The 20,525-nt window shown below is 46.0% G+C and carries 18 protein-coding genes; 4 read left to right on the forward strand and 14 right to left on the reverse strand.

The genetic code is table 11. From position 1 onward, the window contains the following. The first annotated feature begins 4 nt into the window (after positions 1 to 4). On the forward strand, positions 5 to 1,186 hold the full coding sequence (pheA, locus tag HCJ96_RS05340) for a prephenate dehydratase (protein WP_169210014.1): 1,182 nt from the start codon (positions 5 to 7) through the stop codon (positions 1,184 to 1,186). A 3-nt stretch (positions 1,187 to 1,189) separates the two neighbouring features. Here pheA and HCJ96_RS05345 read toward each other — a convergent pair whose 3' ends face one another. The 14 genes from HCJ96_RS05345 to rpsP form a co-directional block, all read right to left on the reverse strand. Further along, positions 1,190 to 2,869: a tetratricopeptide repeat-containing diguanylate cyclase gene (locus tag HCJ96_RS05345; protein WP_169210015.1), complete on the reverse strand. Its 1,680-nt coding sequence runs from the start codon at positions 2,867 to 2,869 to the stop codon at positions 1,190 to 1,192. A 69-nt stretch (positions 2,870 to 2,938) separates the two neighbouring features. Then, positions 2,939 to 3,142, reverse strand: a complete 204-nt coding sequence (locus HCJ96_RS05350; RefSeq protein ID WP_169210016.1) for a hypothetical protein — start codon at positions 3,140 to 3,142, stop codon at positions 2,939 to 2,941. Positions 3,143 to 3,448: 306 nt separating this feature from the next. Then, on the reverse strand, positions 3,449 to 5,161 hold the full coding sequence (locus tag HCJ96_RS05355; RefSeq protein ID WP_169210017.1) for a tetratricopeptide repeat-containing diguanylate cyclase: 1,713 nt from the start codon (positions 5,159 to 5,161) through the stop codon (positions 3,449 to 3,451). Positions 5,162 to 5,192: 31 nt separating this feature from the next. Further along, a complete protein-coding gene (locus HCJ96_RS05360; protein ID WP_169210018.1) occupies positions 5,193 to 5,396 on the reverse strand; it encodes a hypothetical protein in 204 nt (67 codons plus the stop codon). 88 nt (positions 5,397 to 5,484) lie between these two features. Further along, complete coding sequence (locus tag HCJ96_RS05365) at positions 5,485 to 5,979, reverse strand: GNAT family N-acetyltransferase (protein ID WP_169210019.1); 495 nt, start codon at positions 5,977 to 5,979, stop codon at positions 5,485 to 5,487. Then, positions 5,976 to 6,767, reverse strand: coding sequence for an SAM-dependent methyltransferase (locus HCJ96_RS05370; protein WP_169210020.1), 792 nt, complete (start codon positions 6,765 to 6,767; stop codon positions 5,976 to 5,978). Before HCJ96_RS05370 ends, HCJ96_RS05365 begins: the two co-directional genes overlap by 4 nt. A gap of 128 nt (positions 6,768 to 6,895) precedes the next feature. Further along, complete coding sequence (locus tag HCJ96_RS05375) at positions 6,896 to 9,211, reverse strand: methyl-accepting chemotaxis protein (protein ID WP_246261192.1); 2,316 nt, start codon at positions 9,209 to 9,211, stop codon at positions 6,896 to 6,898. Positions 9,212 to 9,352: 141 nt separating this feature from the next. Continuing rightward, positions 9,353 to 10,516, reverse strand: coding sequence for a bifunctional chorismate mutase/prephenate dehydrogenase (tyrA, locus tag HCJ96_RS05380; protein ID WP_246261175.1), 1,164 nt, complete (start codon positions 10,514 to 10,516; stop codon positions 9,353 to 9,355). Further along, positions 10,503 to 11,594: a 3-deoxy-7-phosphoheptulonate synthase gene (locus HCJ96_RS05385; protein ID WP_169210022.1), complete on the reverse strand. Its 1,092-nt coding sequence runs from the start codon at positions 11,592 to 11,594 to the stop codon at positions 10,503 to 10,505. The genes tyrA and HCJ96_RS05385 overlap by 14 nt, the downstream gene beginning before the upstream one ends. A 162-nt stretch (positions 11,595 to 11,756) precedes the next feature. Then, positions 11,757 to 12,257, reverse strand: a complete 501-nt coding sequence (locus HCJ96_RS05390) for a maltose acetyltransferase domain-containing protein (protein WP_169210023.1) — start codon at positions 12,255 to 12,257, stop codon at positions 11,757 to 11,759. 81 nt (positions 12,258 to 12,338) lie between these two features. Continuing rightward, positions 12,339 to 12,698 carry a 50S ribosomal protein L19 gene (gene rplS / locus HCJ96_RS05395; RefSeq protein WP_169210350.1) on the reverse strand — a complete coding sequence of 120 codons (360 nt, stop codon included), beginning with the start codon at positions 12,696 to 12,698 and terminating at the stop codon, positions 12,339 to 12,341. Between the two features lie 18 nt (positions 12,699 to 12,716). Next, positions 12,717 to 13,478, reverse strand: a complete 762-nt coding sequence (trmD, locus tag HCJ96_RS05400; protein ID WP_169210024.1) for a tRNA (guanosine(37)-N1)-methyltransferase TrmD — start codon at positions 13,476 to 13,478, stop codon at positions 12,717 to 12,719. Further along, positions 13,479 to 14,000 (reverse strand): ribosome maturation factor RimM, encoded by a 522-nt coding sequence (rimM, locus tag HCJ96_RS05405; RefSeq protein WP_169210025.1) that lies wholly within the window; start codon positions 13,998 to 14,000, stop codon positions 13,479 to 13,481. Positions 14,001 to 14,022: 22 nt separating this feature from the next. After that, on the reverse strand, positions 14,023 to 14,274 hold the full coding sequence (rpsP, locus tag HCJ96_RS05410) for a 30S ribosomal protein S16 (RefSeq protein WP_169210026.1): 252 nt from the start codon (positions 14,272 to 14,274) through the stop codon (positions 14,023 to 14,025). A 224-nt stretch (positions 14,275 to 14,498) separates the two neighbouring features. Between rpsP and HCJ96_RS05415 the strand changes: the two genes are divergently transcribed. From HCJ96_RS05415 to HCJ96_RS05425, 3 genes are all read left to right on the forward strand, one after another. Continuing rightward, on the forward strand, positions 14,499 to 16,244 hold the full coding sequence (locus tag HCJ96_RS05415; protein WP_169210351.1) for an ABC transporter transmembrane domain-containing protein: 1,746 nt from the start codon (positions 14,499 to 14,501) through the stop codon (positions 16,242 to 16,244). Between the two features lie 63 nt (positions 16,245 to 16,307). After that, complete coding sequence (locus tag HCJ96_RS05420; protein WP_169210027.1) at positions 16,308 to 17,369, forward strand: efflux RND transporter periplasmic adaptor subunit; 1,062 nt, start codon at positions 16,308 to 16,310, stop codon at positions 17,367 to 17,369. After that, complete coding sequence (locus HCJ96_RS05425; RefSeq protein ID WP_169210028.1) at positions 17,362 to 20,469, forward strand: efflux RND transporter permease subunit; 3,108 nt, start codon at positions 17,362 to 17,364, stop codon at positions 20,467 to 20,469. The genes HCJ96_RS05420 and HCJ96_RS05425 overlap by 8 nt, the downstream gene beginning before the upstream one ends. Positions 20,470 to 20,525: the final 56 nt, after the last annotated feature.

Genomic DNA, 20,525 nt, shown 5'->3' on the forward strand with positions numbered 1-20,525 from the left:
AACTATGTCAGAGCCTGCATTAGACGCATTACGAGAGAAAATTACCGAGGTTGACCAGCAACTGATTCAACTATTTGCTCAGCGAAGAACCCTGACCAATCAAGTTGCTGAAACAAAAATCAAACACCATATTCCAGTGCGCGATGTGCATCGTGAAGAACAATTGTTGGTAAGACTGATTAAAGCGGGGCAGCAAGCCGGTCTGGATGCTCACTACGTGACCCAGTTGTTCCATGTGATCATCGAAGATTCGGTGTTGAATCAACAAGCTATGTTGGCAGAACGGGCTAATCCAGGTAGTGCGCTGCCATTAAACAGAGTGGCCTTCTTAGGTGATAAAGGCTCATACAGTTACCTCGCCACACAAAAATACTTTTCGCGCCGCCCGGGCGAACTGCTTGAAATAGGCTGTCAAAGTTTCAGCGAAATTGTTACCAAGGTTGAACGCGCGGAAGCCGACTATGCGGTACTTCCCATTGAGAATACAACCTCGGGCAGCATTAATGAGGTCTACGATCAATTGCAACATACGCAATTAAGTATTATTGGCGAATTGACGCACCCTATCCGCCATGCACTGTTGGTAAAAGGCGATACGCAACTCAGTCAGATAAAAACCTTATATGCTCACCCACAGGTATTCACTCAATGTAGTCACTTTCTTGCTGAACTGGGTAATGTGGAAGTTAAAACCGTGGATAGTACGTCCTCGGCTATGTTGACGGTGAGTGAGTTAAACAGTGCTGAAGTCGCCGCGATAGGGAGTGAAGCGGGTGGTAACTTATACGGCTTAACGGCGATAAAATCAAATCTGGCAAATCAAAAAGAAAACCACAGCCGGTTTATTGTGGTCGCCCGTGACGCGGTAAATGTTCCGTTGCAAGTACCGGCTAAAACCACCTTTGTGATGTCTACCGTACAAAAGCCAGGTGCGCTGGTAGAAGCGTTACTGGTCCTTAAAGATAATGCCATTAATATGACAAAATTAGAGTCTCGCCCTATACCGGGTAACCCTTGGGAAGAAATGTTTTATATTGACGTGGAAGGCAATCTAAATGATGGTCCTTTACAAAAGGCAATCGACGCACTGCGTAAAATCACACGTTATCTGAAGTTGCTGGGGTGTTATCCCAGCGAAGAAATAAGCCCCACCAAGGTAGCTGCTGCCCAGGCTTTAGCAGAATAATCGCTAGCTGAACTTTTCGTCCAGGGTAAAGGATTCAGGTGGATAACCATCGTAAACATACACCCGGTTTCTGCCTTCATCCTTACTGCGATACATCGCTTTGTCAGCACACGCGTACAAGTGTTGAAACTTGTAGCCACACAACTTGGTGTCTGCCACGCCAAAGCTTGCGGTAACTTTAAACGTCGCCCCCGTTTCGGCGGTATCGATGGCGGCAATAGCACTGCGGCAACTTTCGGTAATAAGGTGAGCTTTTCGGGCGCCACAGCCAGGTAATAGAATAGCGAATTCTTCGCCACCCAATCGCCCAATAACATCTTGATTTCGACAAACCCGTTTCACCACATCAACCACCGCTTGGAGCGCCCAGTCGCCGACAACATGGCCATGTTTGTCATTAACCGTTTTAAACAAGTCCAGATCGAATACGACGACAGTAAGGTGTTGCCCGGTTTTCTGATGATAGCTTAACGCTTTTTCAGCGACACTTGTAAAATAGTGGCGGTTCGCAATTCCAGTCAACTCGTCAGTTTGTGCCTGAGTTTTCAATTGTATCTGCAATTTGTGATTAAACAATAACCAGACCATCACAATGGATGCCAGCAAAACCAAAGTGGCAATGACCAGTCGACTATTATCTATTTCTCGCTGGGCTAATTCTGCCTGCATTTTAAGTAATGAGTTTTCTTTGTTCAGCAACGCAATCTGATTCACTTTTTTGTGGGCTTCGAATCGGGTTTGCTGGATCGCAAGTTGACGCATTTTTGTTTCATCAAGCAGCGCTTTTTGCGTTTCAGAATATTGTTTGTAATAGTGATGAGCCTGGGCCATATTATCTATTCTTTCAAAATATTTATACAGCACTTCAAACGCCAATACCCGTGGCTGAAACATACCTGCCCCACTGGACAAAGCAATAGCTTTTTCTGCGTGTTGTTTCACTTTGTCATATAGACCAGCATCAAAATACAGATTAGAGAGTTGAGCCTGATAATCAGCTTGTACGACTGAATAATAGGCTTTTTCGTACACATCCTTATTGGACTCTAGTAATGCAATTGCGTCGGTAACTTTACCTAGCTTGTAATAGAGTTTGGCTTTAATGACCAGGTTTACCAACGTGACCAGATGTTCATCAGCGTCTTTGCAATAGCGAATCGCGTGATCTGCAGAGCCGGGGTCAATCACGTGATTTAGATAAAACTCTGCTTCCAGTTTATTTTGCAGCGCTACGCAAACAGTATGCGGATTATCTGCATGTTCAATTAGCCAGTTTGCCGATTCCAAACCCAGCTCATACTCACCTAAGTGATTATAAAAAATGGCTAATCCCGCGTATGCATTAATCTGTCCCTCTTTGCTTACTTCTGGGATCAATGCGATCAACTGCTGCGCATACGTATACCCTTCAATGAAATTTCGCATTACGCCGTACAAATTGACGGTAACGGTCAGGGCTCTAATTTTTAAATCATTGTTGCGCGCAGATTCGTATACCGCCATGGTATAAGGGATTGCACTGGCTGGCTCACCATCAAAAATAATCTGATAGGCTTGTAACAACTTGAAAAAGTTGGCTTCATATGGGGTGAAGGTGTGTGCATTTTGTTCAAGTTCAACAAGCAGCTGGTTGAACTCGTGAGGTTGCTTACTCTTAATTTGGTCCGCTTTTTCCAATAACATAGTGTTCGTTGCAGCTGAGGAACATGCTGCAAATAACAAAATGAGTAAATAGAAGATGCGTTTCATACACTAATTTACGAAAATGGATGTTTCTTCATCACCATCATCTTCGTCATCATCCGGGTCTTTATCTGGATGTATTACACACCACAATTTTCTATCCTCGAATCGTTCTTTTTCAGATTCGAATACAGACCAAAATTGCTGTCCAGCATCTACTGCGTTAATATCCGCATTCGCACCTAAGCTTTCCAATAACTCAACTGCTGACATAGCGTCTCCCTTTTAACTGAAGTGCATCCATTTAGAAATAGATTAGCATCCCTTTCGCATTACAGTATTATTATTTTTTTCACAGCCTATATAAAGAAAAAGTTTTTTCAGCTGTTAGCCGAGCTCGTTTAAAAAATCCAAAAGTGAAGCAAAAAAAGCTGCTCTCACTGTTTTGGTATTATTTTTATTTAAATAGAAACAAAAGGTTGATGTGGCATCAGCCACCGCCAATTACCTCAACACGCAACCTGACTCCATATAACCCGTCGTACTAACTTAAATCAATTTAGAATAAAGGGTAAACAATCAGTTCGCTTGTTCTACTAGTTCCCGCATATTCTGTTCGCTGCTATCAAAAACAAAAACGCGGTTTCGTCCCTCCTTTTTACTTTTATATAGCGCGAGGTCAGCGTTCGCGTATAAGGTTTCGAACGTATAGCCGCACACCTGGGTATCAGCTATACCAAAGCTGGCAGTTATCTTAAACTGTTCTCCTGACTGGGAAGTATCGATAGCTTCAATAGCCTCACGACATTTTTCAGTAATTGAGCGCGCTTTTGACAAGGTACAGCCCGGCAGCAATATACCGAATTCCTCGCCGCCCAGACGGCCAATGACATCCTGTTCTCTTAAGACTTCCTGGATTGCTTCAATCACTGCTTTAAGCGCCCAATCACCTATCAGATGACCGTATGAATCATTGATATGTTTAAAATAATCTAAGTCAAACACAACGAGAGTTAAAACCTGTTGGGTCTTTTTATGATAAGCCAGCGATGATGCCGCTAGCTGTGAAAAATGGTGACGGTTCGGCACCCCGGTTAATTCATCGGTCTGCGCTTGTTGCTTCAGCTGGCGCTGCATTTTGCGGTTAACTAACAACCATATTACGACAAGTGACGAAAGTAAAAACAAGGTCACAATCACTAATCGGTTATTTTCAATTTCGGTGCGGGCCAGCACCGCCTCGGTCTTAAGCAGAGAATTTTCTTTATCTAGTAATTTAATCTGGTTTGCTTTTTCTATGGCATCAATCTTCGCTTGCTGAATGGCCAGTTGTTTAACTTTTGCTTCATCTAAAAACGCTTTCTCGGTTTCCGTCAGTTTCTTCAATGTGTCCAAAGCACTTGACTCATCGCCAACGCTTTCGGCATAACGAAACAATGTTTCGTAAGCTTGAATTCTGGACTTGTACAGCCCCGCGCCACTGGACTGTTGTATTGATAAATTAGCATGTTGATATGCTTTCACAGCATCACCAGTAAGCCAGTATAACTCTGCCAGTTCAGCTTCGTAGCTAGAGATTGCTACCGGGTAGCGTGATTTTTTTACCGCTTGTTCACGACTAAGTAGATATTCAAGCGCAGCTTCAACCTGCCCTTTCTGTTTAAGCAGCTTGGCTTTTGTCACTATGTTCATAGAGGCGGGAGCATACTCGTTGGCACGTTCACAAATTTCGATAGCTGCATTGACCTGATCAAATTGCTCAATATTGCCCAGGTTAAAATTAGCCTCTAGTTTAGTTGTCTGGGCGAAGCACAATGTACGCGCGTCGTCAGTCAACCCGAGGACTTTATTGGATGCGTCAAGGCCCAAACTAAATTCATCAATTTGATTGTAAAAAATAGCGAGGATGGCATAGGCTTCAATACGATTATTAAGGTTTCCTTGCGGCAAAAGTTCGAGCAGGGTCAATGCCTGAGCATAGCCTGCTAAATAATTTCTCACTATTGCCTGAATATTTATTGCCGCTGCTAATACTTTTATCTTCAATTCGATATTGGCAGTATTAGCAATCACCCTTAAATAATACTGCAACGCTATCTTGGGCTCACCTGCAAAACCAATACGATAACCATCCAGGTAGGTAAAATAATCTTTTTCGTATGCGTCAAAGTGTGCAAGGTCGGTTCTGAGTGTTTCCAGCTTGGTTGCAAATAGCTTTGGATCACGACTCTTAAATCGATCAGCTTCTTTAAGAAGCGCCGAATAGTCAGCAGCATAACTTGCTGCTGACATTAAACAGGCTATAAAAAGAAGGATTTTCACCTTAGTGAAATGATACAGACTTTTCCTCTTCCTTGTTTTTGTCATCGTCATTGTCTTCTTCTTTTTCAGGGAACATTATGCACCAAAGCTTTTCTGGTTTGTTCGTCGAGTGCTCACTGAAACTCTCTGAAAAGTATTTACGTGCTTCCGCCTTCGTGACATTAGCACTACCACCTAACTTTTCTAACAATTTTACTGCTGACATGGTTATTTCCCTTTGTGATTATTGTAGTTCGTTTTTTGCGGTTAGAAATTACCACTAAACGTTAAAATTGTTAACAAAGTTAGCGCGCTTATTTTCTGATCCCTTTCAAAAACGTATTTTCTTCTTCAGCCATTTTTGAGTCAAAGGCAAAACCGATTTCTCGCAACGTTTTGAGTGACCGATAGTTCTGCGAATGACAAAATGCAATCATTGATGTCGCTAACTCCCGCTTTTCTGCGAGATTGACCAGTGCTATGAACGCATAGCGACCAATATGCATGTTCCAAAAATCGGGTTTTAACATTACACCTACTTCACCCACGTTATTGCGTATTTTCAACATTGCTATACCTGCCGCTACTGTTTTGTCATGGTTACAGATTGTCCAAATTTTTTGCCTGAAGCCGATTGCTTCGTTGAGCGAGAGCGCCTGCTTAAACAGAAATTCAATTTGATCGGAAGAATAAGGGGCACTTATGTACTGCATTATTTCATAACGTGAAAATAGCTCTCTAAATAACGAAAAGTCATTATGCTCTAACAGGCATGCTCTAAATTGTTTTGAAATAGGGAATTGTTTCATTCCAAATCGAGTGTATTCAGAAGACGCTCAATGGTCAGGTCTTTAGATTTTTTTGTGCCCGGGGGTATCACCAGTGTTGAGTGCTGATGCACTTTTGCATCTGCCAGTGCTGAAAGATTCACCCATTCAACTCTCACTTCTTCAATTGGCAAAACGGCTGCCTCGTACAGAGCAACCTTGTGATCAGGGGAGTAGTATTCCAGCAAACAATTCTGCAGAACTCTACGATATTTACTTGCCGCGGTAAACGACTTAAGTTGTCTGTCCCCTACCATTCCAATCTGCCATAAAATCACCAGCGCTGTAGTATCTAAGCATTTTTTGTTGAATAAAAACTGGCTGGCTTCGTAATGCACGCACCCATGCGTGCCAGGATCTAGTCCCATATCGGCGTATAAACAGTCTTCGGCAGAAATTCCTGGCTCCATATGCCCCGCAAACCCTTCATCCTTTGCCTGTTTAATGACTTTATGTGGCGCGAGTGCGAATACACCGGGATGGCCATAAAACGCACCTACCACTTTTTTTCCCAACCGTACTTCTGCCATCATCACTTCTACCATTTCACGGTAGGTCTGACGGCGATCTTTTCCTTCTGCATACAATGGCTGCAGGCTGCGAACATCAGCATTCATCGACATCACCCACTCTTCAACATACTTGTCAGACATACTGCAAAACACTACATCTGCCTGTTCAATATGGCTTCGCGAAAGCGGACATATATGGGAGCCTAGTGTCATTCCAACCCCCACGCAGGTGATACTACCTAGCCTCTTTGTTGTCATTATAACCTCTGTACTGTAATTATTTTTATCAAAGCGTTACCCGCAGACATCCGTGATTGTTTTGGCCTGTCACATCTAAAAGTGACCTGAATCACGCTATGATTGATGTCAAAGTGGTATAATGCTTTTTAATTGGTCTTAAAACGAGCGATCATAGATGTGAGATGATTTGCAACTTTGTTAAGCTCCTGGGCAGACTCGTTTGTTTGTTTGGCTCCTTTTTCGATGCCTTCAGCCATCTCTGAAATTCGTGAGACATTTTCACTGACAGAGTGTGATGTGGCCTCCTGCTCTTCTGCTGCGGCAGCAATCGTATTCGACATTTCCTGTACGTGCTCGATTAATGACGTGACTTCGCGCATTGCCTGGCTGACACCATCTACTAATTCGATACCCTGCTCAGCGGCACCTCCCGCTTTTTGCATAGTAACGACAGATTGCTCTGATGATGTCGTCATCTTTTCAATTATCTGAGAGACTTCAATTGTATTTTCCTGAGAGCGATTAGCCAGCGCACGTACTTCGTCCGCGACTACTGAAAAGCCCCGTCCCGCATCACCGGCTCTAGCCGCTTCAATAGCGGCATTTAACGCCAACAGATTGGTTTGATCGGCAATTCCGGTAATGACATTTAGTACTGAAGTAATCTGATTAACATCATGTTTGAGCGAGGCAATCACTTTACTCGCCATTCTGATATGCTCCACTAGCTGTTTAATATTGTCAGCTGCGAGTGCGGATTTTTTGTTGTTTTCACTTAAACGGTATTTCGCTCTTTCCCCTTCTTCGTGCATGGTAGCAATGGAGTTAGATACTTCAGCTATTGAAGCTGAAAGTTGTTCGACGGCACTGGCCACCATATGGGTTTCATCACGTTGAAGCGAGGTTGAATTTCGACTGCTGTCTGTGATTGATTCTAACTGAATAGCAGTTGTTGTTAATGAAGCGGCTTCCTCTTTGACACTCGAAATGATGTCGCGAATTTGAATGATGAACTGGTTAAATGGGCTAATGATCCTGTCCACTTCATCGATATTAGACTTTTTAAGCTGGATGGTTAAATCACCTTTTCCAGACGCCAATTGTTGGCAGGTGTCACCAACATCATTAAGTGGTTTAACAATTTTGCGGGCAACTAAAAACGCCACTATTGTAGCGACGATAGATATAAGGATTAGTAACACTGTGGTCCATAATATTAATCGGTTCTTAACTCCGACAGAAGCACTTTGTGCTTCAGCGACGTCCATTTCAGCTATCAGACCGTAAACGTGATCACCAATGCGAAGGGGTGAAAAATAAGAATAAACCGATACATCTCTGTAATCGACGATTTCTTCAAACCCTGTCTCCCCTGTTAACGCTGCTTTGGCCGCAATAGAATCGACTTTCTGAATGCCCACAGAAGTATTGGCATCGTTTATCGCAATTGCGTCCGTGGGATATTTACTGGAGATAGCTTTAAGATAAGCATCTTTATCTTCTACGAAGAAGCGACTTTCATTGATAAGTAGGCGATCTTTGTTGATGAGATAGGTTTCGCCTGAAGCACCAAATCCTCGTTCTACCCATTGTTGATCATGCGTTAAAATGCTGCTTATTTCGTCCAGGGGGATCTGAAAAATCAATACCGAAATCAGGCGATTTCCATCGAAGACAGGCGCTGCAATAAAGCCTGCCATGGCGTTATAAGAAGGCAAATAGGTGGTTAACTGGCTCACTGCCACTTCAGCTTTTTTTGTCGCTTTTACCGCTTTATTGAATGCTTCAGCAATACCCGAGCCCGCGTAGGGACCTGACTTGAGGTTGGTCGCAAAGTCCAGCTCTTTATATACGCTGTACGTAATTGCTCCACTCTGCGCATCAACCAAAAAGATATCATAGTAACCAAAACGCTGTAAGAAGCGCTGAAAATCGGCGTGATATTGGTCATGCACCTGAGCATAACTGGTCGCATTGTTCAAATCGACCAACTTGTCTTTCTCACCAATAGCAAAGCGGGAGTTCGCTATAAAATCGAATTGCAGAAGTGTAGCGGTATCTGACAGGTCATTTACAAGCTGAAGGGCGTTGTCTAGCCTCGTGTCGTTTCTTTGCTTATATAGCTCTGCAAAGTCGTCAGTGTAATACTTAATTAACGACTGATGTTGTGGGTTACTAAGTGCATTTCTCTGCTGGGGGTATTCAACGAAAGCCTGCCTAAACGCCTTTGACGCTTGGATTGTGGTTTGTTCTTCAGCTTTGTCTACAATTTGCTTTTGTATGAAATTAAAGTAATCAAGGATGGCGTGCTTAGTTTGCACATTTTTATTAGTTAAACTTTGCTCGGCTGCATCATCTAACGCTTTTCCTGACTCACTAACCGCAATGGTGAGGGTAATGATTCCCAGCAGTAAAATCGACACTACGACCAGCGGAATAATCGTCAGCAATAGGCGTTGCATTAAGCTCACACCAAACCTCCCTGTTTATGCAATATGAAATGAAATTAGTAAGTTAGAAAAACTGTAGTAGGCATATTATTAAAATACCATCTTTTTTGCTTTCGTTGCGAAATAAAACCAGAAATGTAAATGAGAAGTGGTTTAGCGAAGCATCTGATCGTCGTCTGCTTTAAGCAGCAGCCGTTTGCTATCGACCAAACATTTTTTGGCGTAATCACCAAACCATTGACCAATCGATAAGAACTGTTTAATAAATGAAGCTTTATCACCCGCTTCCAATTTTTCCAGAGCATCTCCGTAACGTTTGTGAAACCGCTTTAAAAGCGCAATATTTTCCGGATTGGCGAATATAATATCGGCGTACAGGTTGGGAGCCTGAGCGAACAGTCTACCTACCATGGCCAGTTCAAGCCGGTAAATAGGTGAACTGAACACGGTCAGCATATTTAAGTCAGGCCCTTCTTCTTGTAAATGCGCACCGTAAACGAAGGTTGAAAAGTGGCGCATCACCTGAATATACGCCATGGCTTGGTCGTGTTGCTGGGCTGAACTGTGATGCACTGCCGCCCCCCAAATTGTCATCTGTTCAAGCAACCACTGATAGGCTTCTGGCATTCGGCCATCACACACCACCACTACTTGCTTGATCATGCCCGGGGCGTCCGGGCCAAACATGGGATGTAAGCCCACTACCGGCCCTTGGTGAACCTCTAACATAGTTTGCAATGGCTTTACTTTGATACTGGTGATATCGGCCAATATACAATCAGCTGGCAAATTCCCAAGCTGACGAATGATTTTTTCAGTGAGATTAATCGGTACGGCAACAATAACCAGCTGCGAGCGCGCCAATAACTCATCTGTCTCACGTTTTTGCCAGTCTGCTTTTTCAATCACTGAAACAGAATAACCACTTTTCCCGAACAACGAGCAGATCACGCTCCCCAATGCGCCATGCCCACCGATCACAGTGACCCGATGGATATCGGAATTAGCACAGCGATAGCGGTTGTTTTGGGTATGGTAAGACTCACGCATAATACGACGCAACAGGTCTTCAATTAAATCCGCTGAAACGCCAAGCTGCATCGCCTGTTGTCGACGCCTTTGAATAAGGGTGGCTTCGCGCTCTGGTACGAAAACTGGCATACCCGTGTGAGCTTTAATTTCACCAATTTGCCCCGTAAGCTGTGCTCGTCGCCGCAACAAATCAACCAGTTCAGCGTCGATTGCATCGATCCCTTCACGCAGCCGATCCAGTTGTTCATCAAAGTTTTTCATAGCGGTAGAATCAAGCGACTTCATCCCGTTTATTCTGTCTTAACGGCAATACGGTTATCAGCTTGTCCCGGGTCTGGGTGATGAGGTTTTCCGTTGTGCCCCAGTCAATACAGCCGTCGGTAATAGATACGCCATAATCTAATTCCTCTGGGCGTTTTCCATTGGCATTCTGGCTTCCGGCATAAATATTACTTTCCAGCATCACGCCGATAATAGACTGATTACCTTCTAGAATCTGATTTACCACGTTTTTGGCTACCAGTGCCTGACGCTTATAGTCTTTGCTTGAGTTCGCGTGACTGCAATCCACTACGAGCCCGGCACTTAGCGCGGCTTCCTGCAAGGTTAATTCAAATTCAGAGATACAAACTGAATCGTAGTTAGGTTGCTTGCCTCCACGCAGAATAATATGTCCGTCTGGGTTACCACTGGTAGCGATAACACTGACCTGACCCTGCTTATTTATGCCCATGAAGCGATGGCCGGACGCCGCCGACTTTAATGCGTTTATCGCAATATCCAGGCTTCCGTCTGTACCATTTTTAAAGCCTACTGGCATTGAAAGACCACTGGCCATTTCCCGATGTGTTTGCGATTCGCTGGTACGTGCGCCAATGGCACTCCAGCTAAATAGTTCGGCCAGATACTGTGGGCTGATAGGATCGAGCGCCTCCGTGGCTACCGGAAGCTCTAGTTCGGCCAGCCAAATCAATAATTCACGGGCTTTGCGCAGACCGGTTTCGATATCAAAGCTACCATCCATATTAGGATCATTAATTAACCCTTTCCACCCTGTGGTGGTACGAGGTTTTTCAAAGTATACGCGCATGACGATGAACAGCGTGTCTTTACACGACTCGTGCAACTCTTTAAGACGTAATGCATACTCTTTCGCCGCATCTATATCGTGAATGGAACAGGGGCCACACACTACCAACAGACGATGATCGCGACGGTGAATAATATCGGCGATGGTGGCGCGGGCTTGTGAAATAACGTTAAGTGCATGAGCTGAAACAGGTAATTCTTCGTTCAATGCTTCAGGAGTAATCAGAACATCTTCAGCACTGATATGAATATTATTAACGGTGTCCTTGATCATTTTGCTCTCTAACCAATAGATGAATACAGTAGAATGGATAACGCTGCTGGTGCAATTTCAATTGTAAATAAAATTTTACAACTCTAAGGAAGGCAACATTAATTGCAGACGTTGACTTTTTATCAATAAATCATTAAGTGCGCAACCATTTCATGAAACATTTTAAAAATCGTTTCTGGTTACCAACTGGTTAGCTTGTACGTTGGTGTTATCTGGAATTACGGTACCGGGTAACACTGTCACCTTATTTCCCAGCGTTACATTGCGGCCAATATTGATAGGCTCAGCGCGCTGCAGTCCCTGACCTCGTTTGCAGGCATCCTTTGAATGATGTAGTGCACATATTACTACATCATTACCCACAATAAGGTTGTCACCAAGCTTAACAATCCCGGCATCCAGTACCACGACTCTGTTACCAAATGTCGCCTGCCCTTGAAGCTGGATATTAAAACCATAGTCACAGAAAAATTGCATACCAACCTGTAACGATGTTGCGGCAGGACAAAGGTGCTTTAATACGTTGATTCGCTCGTCATCGCCTAAATCCAGTTGATTCAGTTGCCAACACCATTGTTTGGCCGCCAGGCGTGCCTGCCTTAACGGTTTTGCATGGGTGGAGTACCACTTCCCGGCGTAAATAGATTGCCAAATGGGGTGCATAGTTTTTGGTGTCTTTAAATGCAAAAAACCCGCGTAAACGCGGGTTTTTCAAAGTTAACAATAACGCAAGGATTAGTAATCTTAGTTAAGCTTCTCTCTGATACGTGCAGATTTACCTGAACGCTCACGCAGAAAGTAAAGCTTAGCACGGCGAACCGCACCACGACGTTTCACTTCAATTGAAGAAACAGCCGGGCTGTGGGTTTGGAATACACGCTCTACGCCTTCGCCGCTAGAAATTTTACGCACGGTAAAAGACGAGTGAAGACCACGGTTACGTTTAGCAATAACAACACCTTCATAAGCCTGAAGACGCTCTTTGTCACCTTCGGTAACGCGCACTTTAACCACAACTGTGTCACCTGGGCCGAACGCAGGAACATCAGTTTTTAGCTGTGCTTGTTCAATTTTTTTGATGATATCTTGACTGATTTTGCTCATCATATCCTCTCGTCCTAGTTAACTGTCATCTTGCTGCAACTGTTCAGTGAACTCATTGAGTAACCGTTGTTGCTCCTCAGTCAGAGCTAGGTGATTTAATAATTCAGGGCGACGCTGCCAGGTTCTACCTAACGACTGCATCAACCGCCACTGCCTAATTTTTTCGTGATCACCACTTAATAACACTGGGGGGACCGCTTTACCGTCGAGCACTTCAGGCCGCGTATAGTGCGGACAATCCAGCAACCCTTCGGCGAATGAATCTTCGATGGCTGATGCGTGATGTCCTAAAACGCCCGGTACTAACCTGGCTACAGCATCCATCAGCACAAGTGCTGGCAACTCGCCACCACTTAACACGTAATCCCCGATTGACCATTCTTCGTCAACCTGGTTTTCAATTACGCGTTCATCGATTCCTTCATAACGGCCACAGACTAAGATCATGCGGTCGTTACTGGCCAGCGTTTTCACCCCAGCCTGATCCAGCGGTTTCCCTTGTGGGGATAAGTAGATCACTTTACTTTGTTCTCCGCCAGCCTGTTTGGCTGCCGAAATAGCGTCTGTTAAAGGCTTGACCATCATCAACATTCCCGGACCACCGCCATAAGGGCGATCATCCACGGTGCGATGGCGGTCGTGAGTAAAATCACGCGGGTTAAAATGGTCTATCGCTATTTTGCCTGACTTCACCGCCCGTCCCACAACACCTTGCTGCGAGAAGGGTGCAAACATGTCAGGAAACAAACTAACGATGCCGAACCATTTTTCCGTGGTCACTTAGAACCCCGGGTCCCAGTCTACCGTAATTACTCTGCCTGATTTATCCACCGACTGTACGACTGAATCGAACACAAACGGCAGTAATCTTTCTTTTTGACCAAATGCATCTTTACCATTGGCTTTGACTTGTAACACGTCATTAGCCCCGGTATTAAATACATCTTTGACCACACCCAGGTCGTAACCTTGCGTTGTCACTACCTGCATGCCGGTCAGGTCGCGCCAGTAAAATTCATCTTCGCCCAGCTCAGGAAGCTGGTCAGCCAGAATATGGATATCCAGATTTTTGATGCGTTCGGCATCATCACGGCTATCGACATTTTCTATTTTGGCCACCAAAGATTTACCATGCGGACGCCACTGGTCAATCTGGTATTCTTTACCATCACCGAGAATCCACGGCGAATAATCAAAAATACCCGCGGGTGTATCGGTATAGCTGTTGATCTTGACCCAACCTTTTACTCCATACGGAGCGCCAATTTTGCCAATAACAACTTTGTCAGACGCTTGACTCATCTATACCCACCACTTTTGCAGCTTATGCTGCTGATTTTTTAGCTTCTTTTACCAAGCTAGTTACGCGCTCAGACAAGCTCGCGCCAACTCCAACCCAGTAATCTACACGCTCTAGATCGACACGAAGACGCTCCGATTGACCTTGTGCAGTTGGATTGAAGAAACCAACGTTTTCAATAAAACGTCCGTTTCTTGCGCGACGGCTGTCAGCCACCACTAGTTGATAAAATGGACGCTTTTTCGCGCCACCACGCTGTAAACGAATAGTAACCATAGTTGCCTCAAACTCGTTGTAGCGTTACCGTTAACTTACCTTCCCGTGCTGATGCAAAAAGCAGCAGACAAATGGGAAGGCCGCGGCATTATACGGATTTAGCGCGCTTATTCAAGTTTTAATCAAAAAAGAAAACGAAAAGGAACGGGGTGGTTCGTGATTAAGTCGTGTAAACTGGTCCCGGACTTTTTAACGCCCTTTCACCAAAGGAACAGCATGTGCAAATTGACATCCCGATAACCACGACCGAGGTGTTGCGATGGGTAGGCAGACATCTGGCTCATTATCGCTGGCAAGTGGCCGGGGCTATCGTTGCTTTATTTATCGCTGCTGGCGCCTGGCTGATTTTAGGTCAGGGTATCAAAGTGGCGGTGGATGAAGGATTTATTGACAACAACCCATCTATTTTGAATACCGCAGTGGTTGCAGTACTGATTATCTGCTTGATTGCCAGCATCGCCACTTATTTTCGTTTTTACCTGATGAGTCTGCTAGGCGAGCGAATCAGCGCCGATATTCGCAACGAAGTGTTCGCACACCTGCTGACCCTGCCCCCGTCATTTTTCGCAAAAACCCGCACTGGCGAAGTGATCTCCCGTTTCACCAGTGACACTACTGTTTTACAAACAGTCATAGGCAGCAGTGTGTCCATGGCAGTGCGGTCTGTGGTTACCTTTATAGGTGCGGTCGTGCTGATGGCAATAACCAGTCCGATTCTTACGCTGTGTGTATTGTTAGCCGTACCGGGTGTACTATTGCCGCTTCGTATATTGGCGCCTCGCGTCAGAACATACGCGAAAGAAAGTCAGGACAAAATTGCGGATTTAGGGGCGCACGTCGATCAGGCTTTGCATGAAATCACGACGGTTCAAGCGTTTAATGCGCAATCGTTTGAACAACAACTGTTTAAGCAGCGGGTGGGACATTCGCTCAGCGCGGCTAAAAAACGCATCCATTTTCGCTCACAGCTTATAGGCGCGATAATGCTTGTCAGCCTTGCTGCTATTACGACGATAGCCTGGATTGGTGCTCGCCAGGTGTTTGCAGATGAAATGAGTATGGGGGAGCTTTCGGCGTTTTTATTTTATGCCGTGCTGGCAGGTGGTAGTGTGGCCACCATCAGTGAAGTAATTGGCGACGTGCAACGGGGGGTTGGTGCAAGCGAACGACTATTACAGCTATTGCACACCGAGCCATCTATTTATTCAGGTACCCAGCCATTATTACAGGATACGCGCCAACCGCCCACTATACGTTTTGAGAAAGTAACCTTTGCCTACCCTGAAAACCCGGTTCTTTTCAGCGAACTCTCTCTCATTATCAACTCCGGTGAAAAGGTCGCTTTAGTTGGCCCCAGTGGCGCCGGAAAAACGTCGCTTTTCCAACTGCTGCTGCGCTTTTACCAGCCGCAAGAAGGCCAAATTAAAATAGGTTCACAGTCTATCGAGCAGGTACGTTTGACCGATTTACGTAATACCATCGCAATTGTGACACAGGAGCCTGTGATATTCGCCACCACGGTTCAGGAAAATATTGCATACGGTAGGCCTGAAGCCAGCCTTGCTGAGATCAAAAAAGCGGCCAAAGCTGCCTATGCTGACGACTTTATCGAACAATTGGAGTTGGGCTATGATACTCAGCTTGGTGAACGTGGGGTTCGATTGTCGGGCGGGCAACGCCAGCGCATTGCGATTGCCCGAGCCATCCTGGCCAATCGCCCTATTTTGCTACTCGATGAAGCTACCAGCGCGTTAGATGCTCGCAGTGAAAAAATGGTACAACATGCCCTCAATCGATTAATGCGCGGCCGCACAACCATTGTGATTGCGCATAGATTAGCCACCGTTAAGCATGCGGACCGAATCGTGGTAATGGAAAAAGGCAGCATCAAATCCAGCGGCACACACACAGAACTGCTGGAACACGATGCGTTGTACCGAGAATACGCTGAACTACAATTGCTTAGCTAACGTATATGTGATGCCATACCCACCTGCTTTTTGTCTAAATGCGCTTTCAATACTGGATGTTTAATGACCATTCCCTTAAACCTTAAAATTGCTCGAACTTTAATCGCCACTTTATTCATAAGTGGTTCAGCTTGCGCACAATGGTCGGGTGAAAATAAAGCCAAACTGGTTGTGACTGAAGCAATCAAGTTTGAGTATGAAAATAAGAAAGTAGAAGCGGTTGGCACAGCTGAAGCCTTTCGTTCAGTCACCTTGTATCCAGCCGTCGATGATGAGGTGACAGAGGTTAATTTTGCACCGGGAGATGAAGTAAAAAAGGGTGATGTGTTATTACGCCTGGATGATCGACGTCAACAAGTAGCGTTAAAACGCGCAAAATTGGAACTGTCGGATGCTGAACGTTCACTCAAGCGCTTACAACAAAGTCGGAAACAGGGTGCGGTACCGCAAAGTGACTTAGATGATGCCCAAACCATATTTGAGCTGGCCCAGGTTTCGGTAATGGAAGCACAGACCGAATTGGACGACCGTCAGATGCTGGCCCCATTTTCAGGTATTGTCGGTCTCACTGATGTTGAGGTTGGCGACCGCATAACCCAACAGACCGCGGTGACTACTTTGGATGACCGCTCAAAATTATATATTAATTTTAAAGCGCCGGAAGCAGCCGTTTCATTATTGCTGGGCTCACCTGAAGTACAACTTCAACCCTGGAGTGAACGCTCAACTTCGCTGTCGGCTCAGATAGCACAGATTGACTCACGGATAGACGAAGTCGACCGCACTATGCGTGCCCGGGCGTTACTGGAAAATGTAAACGATCGCTTTCGCCCTGGAATGAGCTTTAGGGTAAATCTGTCCGTCAACGGCAACTTATATGCTGCCGTACCTGAAGCGGCGTTGTTGTGGGGTGCAACAGGGGCTTACTTGTTTAAAGACAACAATGGTAAAGCCATGAAAACCAACGTTACTGTGCACCAGCGGCTTCGCGGTACCATTCTGGTTTCGGGCAACTTAAGTGAAGGTGATCAGCTTGTCGTAGAAGGAGTCCAGAGATTACGTCATAATCAGGAAATCGAGACTCAGTCTGCGCGAGCTCAGGCAAAGGCTCAACCAGATGCATAACACCTCTTCTACTAACGATCTGCCATCCCTCTCAATCAGAAGGCCCGTATTAATTGTAGTGCTCAATCTGTTGATTGTGATCGCCGGGTTGGCAGCGCTTTATGGGCTGGAAGTCAGAGAATTACCCGATGTAGATACGCCCAGTATCACTGTCACCGCACAATACCCCGGTGGTTCACCAGAAACTATTGACGCAGAAATCACCAGCCGTCTCGAGGGCGCAGTTGCCCGGGTTAGTGGCGTCAAAAACATCTATGCACAAAGTGAAGAGAACTCTTCCCGCATTCGGGTAGAATTTCGACCCGGTATCAACCTGGAAGATGCGGCCAATGAAACCAGAGAGTCAGTCAGCCGGATTCAACGAGAATTACCTGAAGGGGTGGAGCAGCTAGCGATTATTCGCGCTGACAACGATGCCCAGGCAGTAGTCAGCCTGGCGGTATCGAGTGCATCAATGGATTTAGAAACCCTGACTGAACGTGTGGATACCGATCTTGCCCCCCTGTTTCTAAGTATTCCGGGGGTGGCCGATGTGCAAATGGATGGTTCCCGTGAACGCGTATTGCGCGTGTCGGTGGACCCTCTGCGCTTAAGCAGTTTCGGCTTATCAATGACAGAAGTGGCCGATGCGCTGGAATCAGCGCCCTTTGATGTGCCCGCAGGTAGCATTCAGTCACAGGATCAGGCGTTGATTGTGCGCGCAGATGCAACTTCAATTACTGCAGATGACGTCAGCCAGATTTCACTCACTGATGATATCACTGTCGGTGACGTGGCCAGCGTTTACTTTGGCCCTGCGGATGCAATTAGCCTGGTAAGGTTGGATGGCACGCCTGTTATAGGCGTGGGAATCATCCGTCAGGCCAGCTCAAATACCATCGAAATTTCGGATGAAGTACTGGCGATGGTCACCCGTCTTGACGAACGTTTTAACGATATGGATATAGTTGTTACCTCTGATGATGCAGAGTTTATTCGTGACTCCGTCAATGAAGTGGTGTTTTCGTTGAGCCTGACCGTTATCCTGGTTATTTTCACGTTGCTTGTTTTTATTGGTTCCTGGCGGGCTACATTGGTACCTGCGCTGTCTATTCCTGTGTCGCTGTTTGGTGCATTAGGGGTCATCTGGATGTTGGGTTTTTCTATCAACATTTTAACCCTGCTGGCGTTGGTTCTGGCCACCGGTATGATAGTAGATGACGCCATTGTTGTTTCGGAAAACATTCAGCGTCGCCGGGGAATGGGCTTAGGCGCGCGTGCAGCGGCAGTCATCGGTTCAAGGGAAGTTTTCTTTGCGGTGGTCGCCACAACCGCGGTGCTTGCCTCGGTATTTATTCCTATCGCATTCTTGCCCTCCACCGCCGGACGATTATTCCGCGAGTTTGGTGGCGTGCTTGCCGGTGCTGTCATCATCTCCTCCTTTGTGGCGCTATCATTAGTGCCGGCTTTGACCGCTCGGCTACCGCTAAAAAAAGCTAAAGATCGTGATAAGGGATTTTTTAATCAGAGCTTTGGCCGCATCGGCCATCGCTGTCAGCAGTTCTATATCGCCAGCCTGGATAAAGCATTGCGATATGGCTGGCTGGTAGTGTTACTCAGTCTTCTGGCGGCGTTGGGAGCCTGGTGGACCGCCAACCAACTAGATAATGAATTGTTACCCAGTGAAGATCGCGGCACTATACGTATCTTTGCGCGCGGTCCAGACGGAGCTGGTCTGGCCTTCATGGACAGACAGGCGGAAAAGATGGAAACCTTGCTGATGCCCTATGTTGAAAACGGCACAGTAGATTCGATATTTACTGTGGTCGGACAGTGGGATCCCAATATCGTGTTTATTACTGCTCCGCTTAAGCACTGGGATGAAAGAGACAAATCACTACAGGAAGTGGTAGAAGAGTTGCGCCCTGCTCTACAGTCAATCCCTGGCGCGCCGGGTAATGCCTTTGGTGGTAACAGCCTAAATTTAAGGGGTCAGGGTGGCGGCCTGGAAATGGCATTAACCGGCGACACCTATGAGCGTATTTACGAAGTGGCAGTCGACTTTGCACAGGCCATCGAAAACCAATACCCTGAATTGGGTTCACCCAGAATAAGTTATGAGCCGACGCAACCACAGATGCGCATCAACATTGATCGCAAACGTGCAGAAACCCTCGGCGTACCGCTAAGCGATATCGCCAATACCTTACGCGCAGCGGTAAATGGAAATGACATTGCCGATTTGAACGTAGGTGACCAGTCTATTCCCATTATGCTGCAAACCAATAATCGCAACGAAAGCAATCCGTCTGATTTAACCGCGCTATACGTTAAGTCCGATAACGGCTCGCTGGTGCCTCTTTCCAGTGTCGCTTATATCTCAGAAGAAGGTGTTGCTGCAGAGCTTGAACGTCAGGCGCAGCGCAGAGCGATTGAGCTGGAACTGGAGCTGCCGGAAGATGTCGCCCTTAACGATGTCATCACCAATATTCGCACGCTGGCAGAAACATCGTTACCCGATGGCATTGGATTGGTCTTTTTAGGCGAAGCGCAGACGTACGAAGAAACCTCTCAGCAAGTGGCGCTCACTTACGTGCTTGCCTTTGTCATTGTGCTGCTGGTTTTGGCGGCACAGTTTGAAAGTGTTAACAGTGCAGTGGTGGTGATGCTGACCGTGCCATTTGGTATCGCCGCCGCCATTTATGCACTTTTTTTCACCGGCACGTCGGTGAATGTGTATTCGCAGATAGGGCTGGTGATGCTGATTGGTCTATTAGCTAAAAATGCGATTTTACTGATTGAGTTTGCCGATCAGTTGCGTGACAAAGGTCTTAACGTGCGGGACGCTATCGTCGAGGCTGGCAAAGTCAGATTACGCCCAATCATGATGACCCTGGTTTCCACCATATTAGGTGGGCTGCCACTAATTCTTTCCACTGGTGCAGGTGCAGAGGCCCGCAATGCGATTGGATGGGTGGTCTTTGGTGGGCTGGGTATCGCGGTAGTATTTACCCTGTATCTTACGCCGGTATTATATCTGGCGTTGGCGCGTTTCACAAAACCCAGAGCGGATGAAAGTCAGCGACTGGAAGATGAGCTGGCTGCGGCTGAAAACAACTAATACACTTTAACCGCACACGGGGTTGAAATGCGGATTTGCATCAACCCCGCCTGATA

Origin of the sequence: Alteromonas ponticola, assembly GCF_012911815.1 — a bacterium.
Lineage (GTDB): Bacteria > Pseudomonadota > Gammaproteobacteria > Enterobacterales > Alteromonadaceae > Alteromonas > Alteromonas ponticola.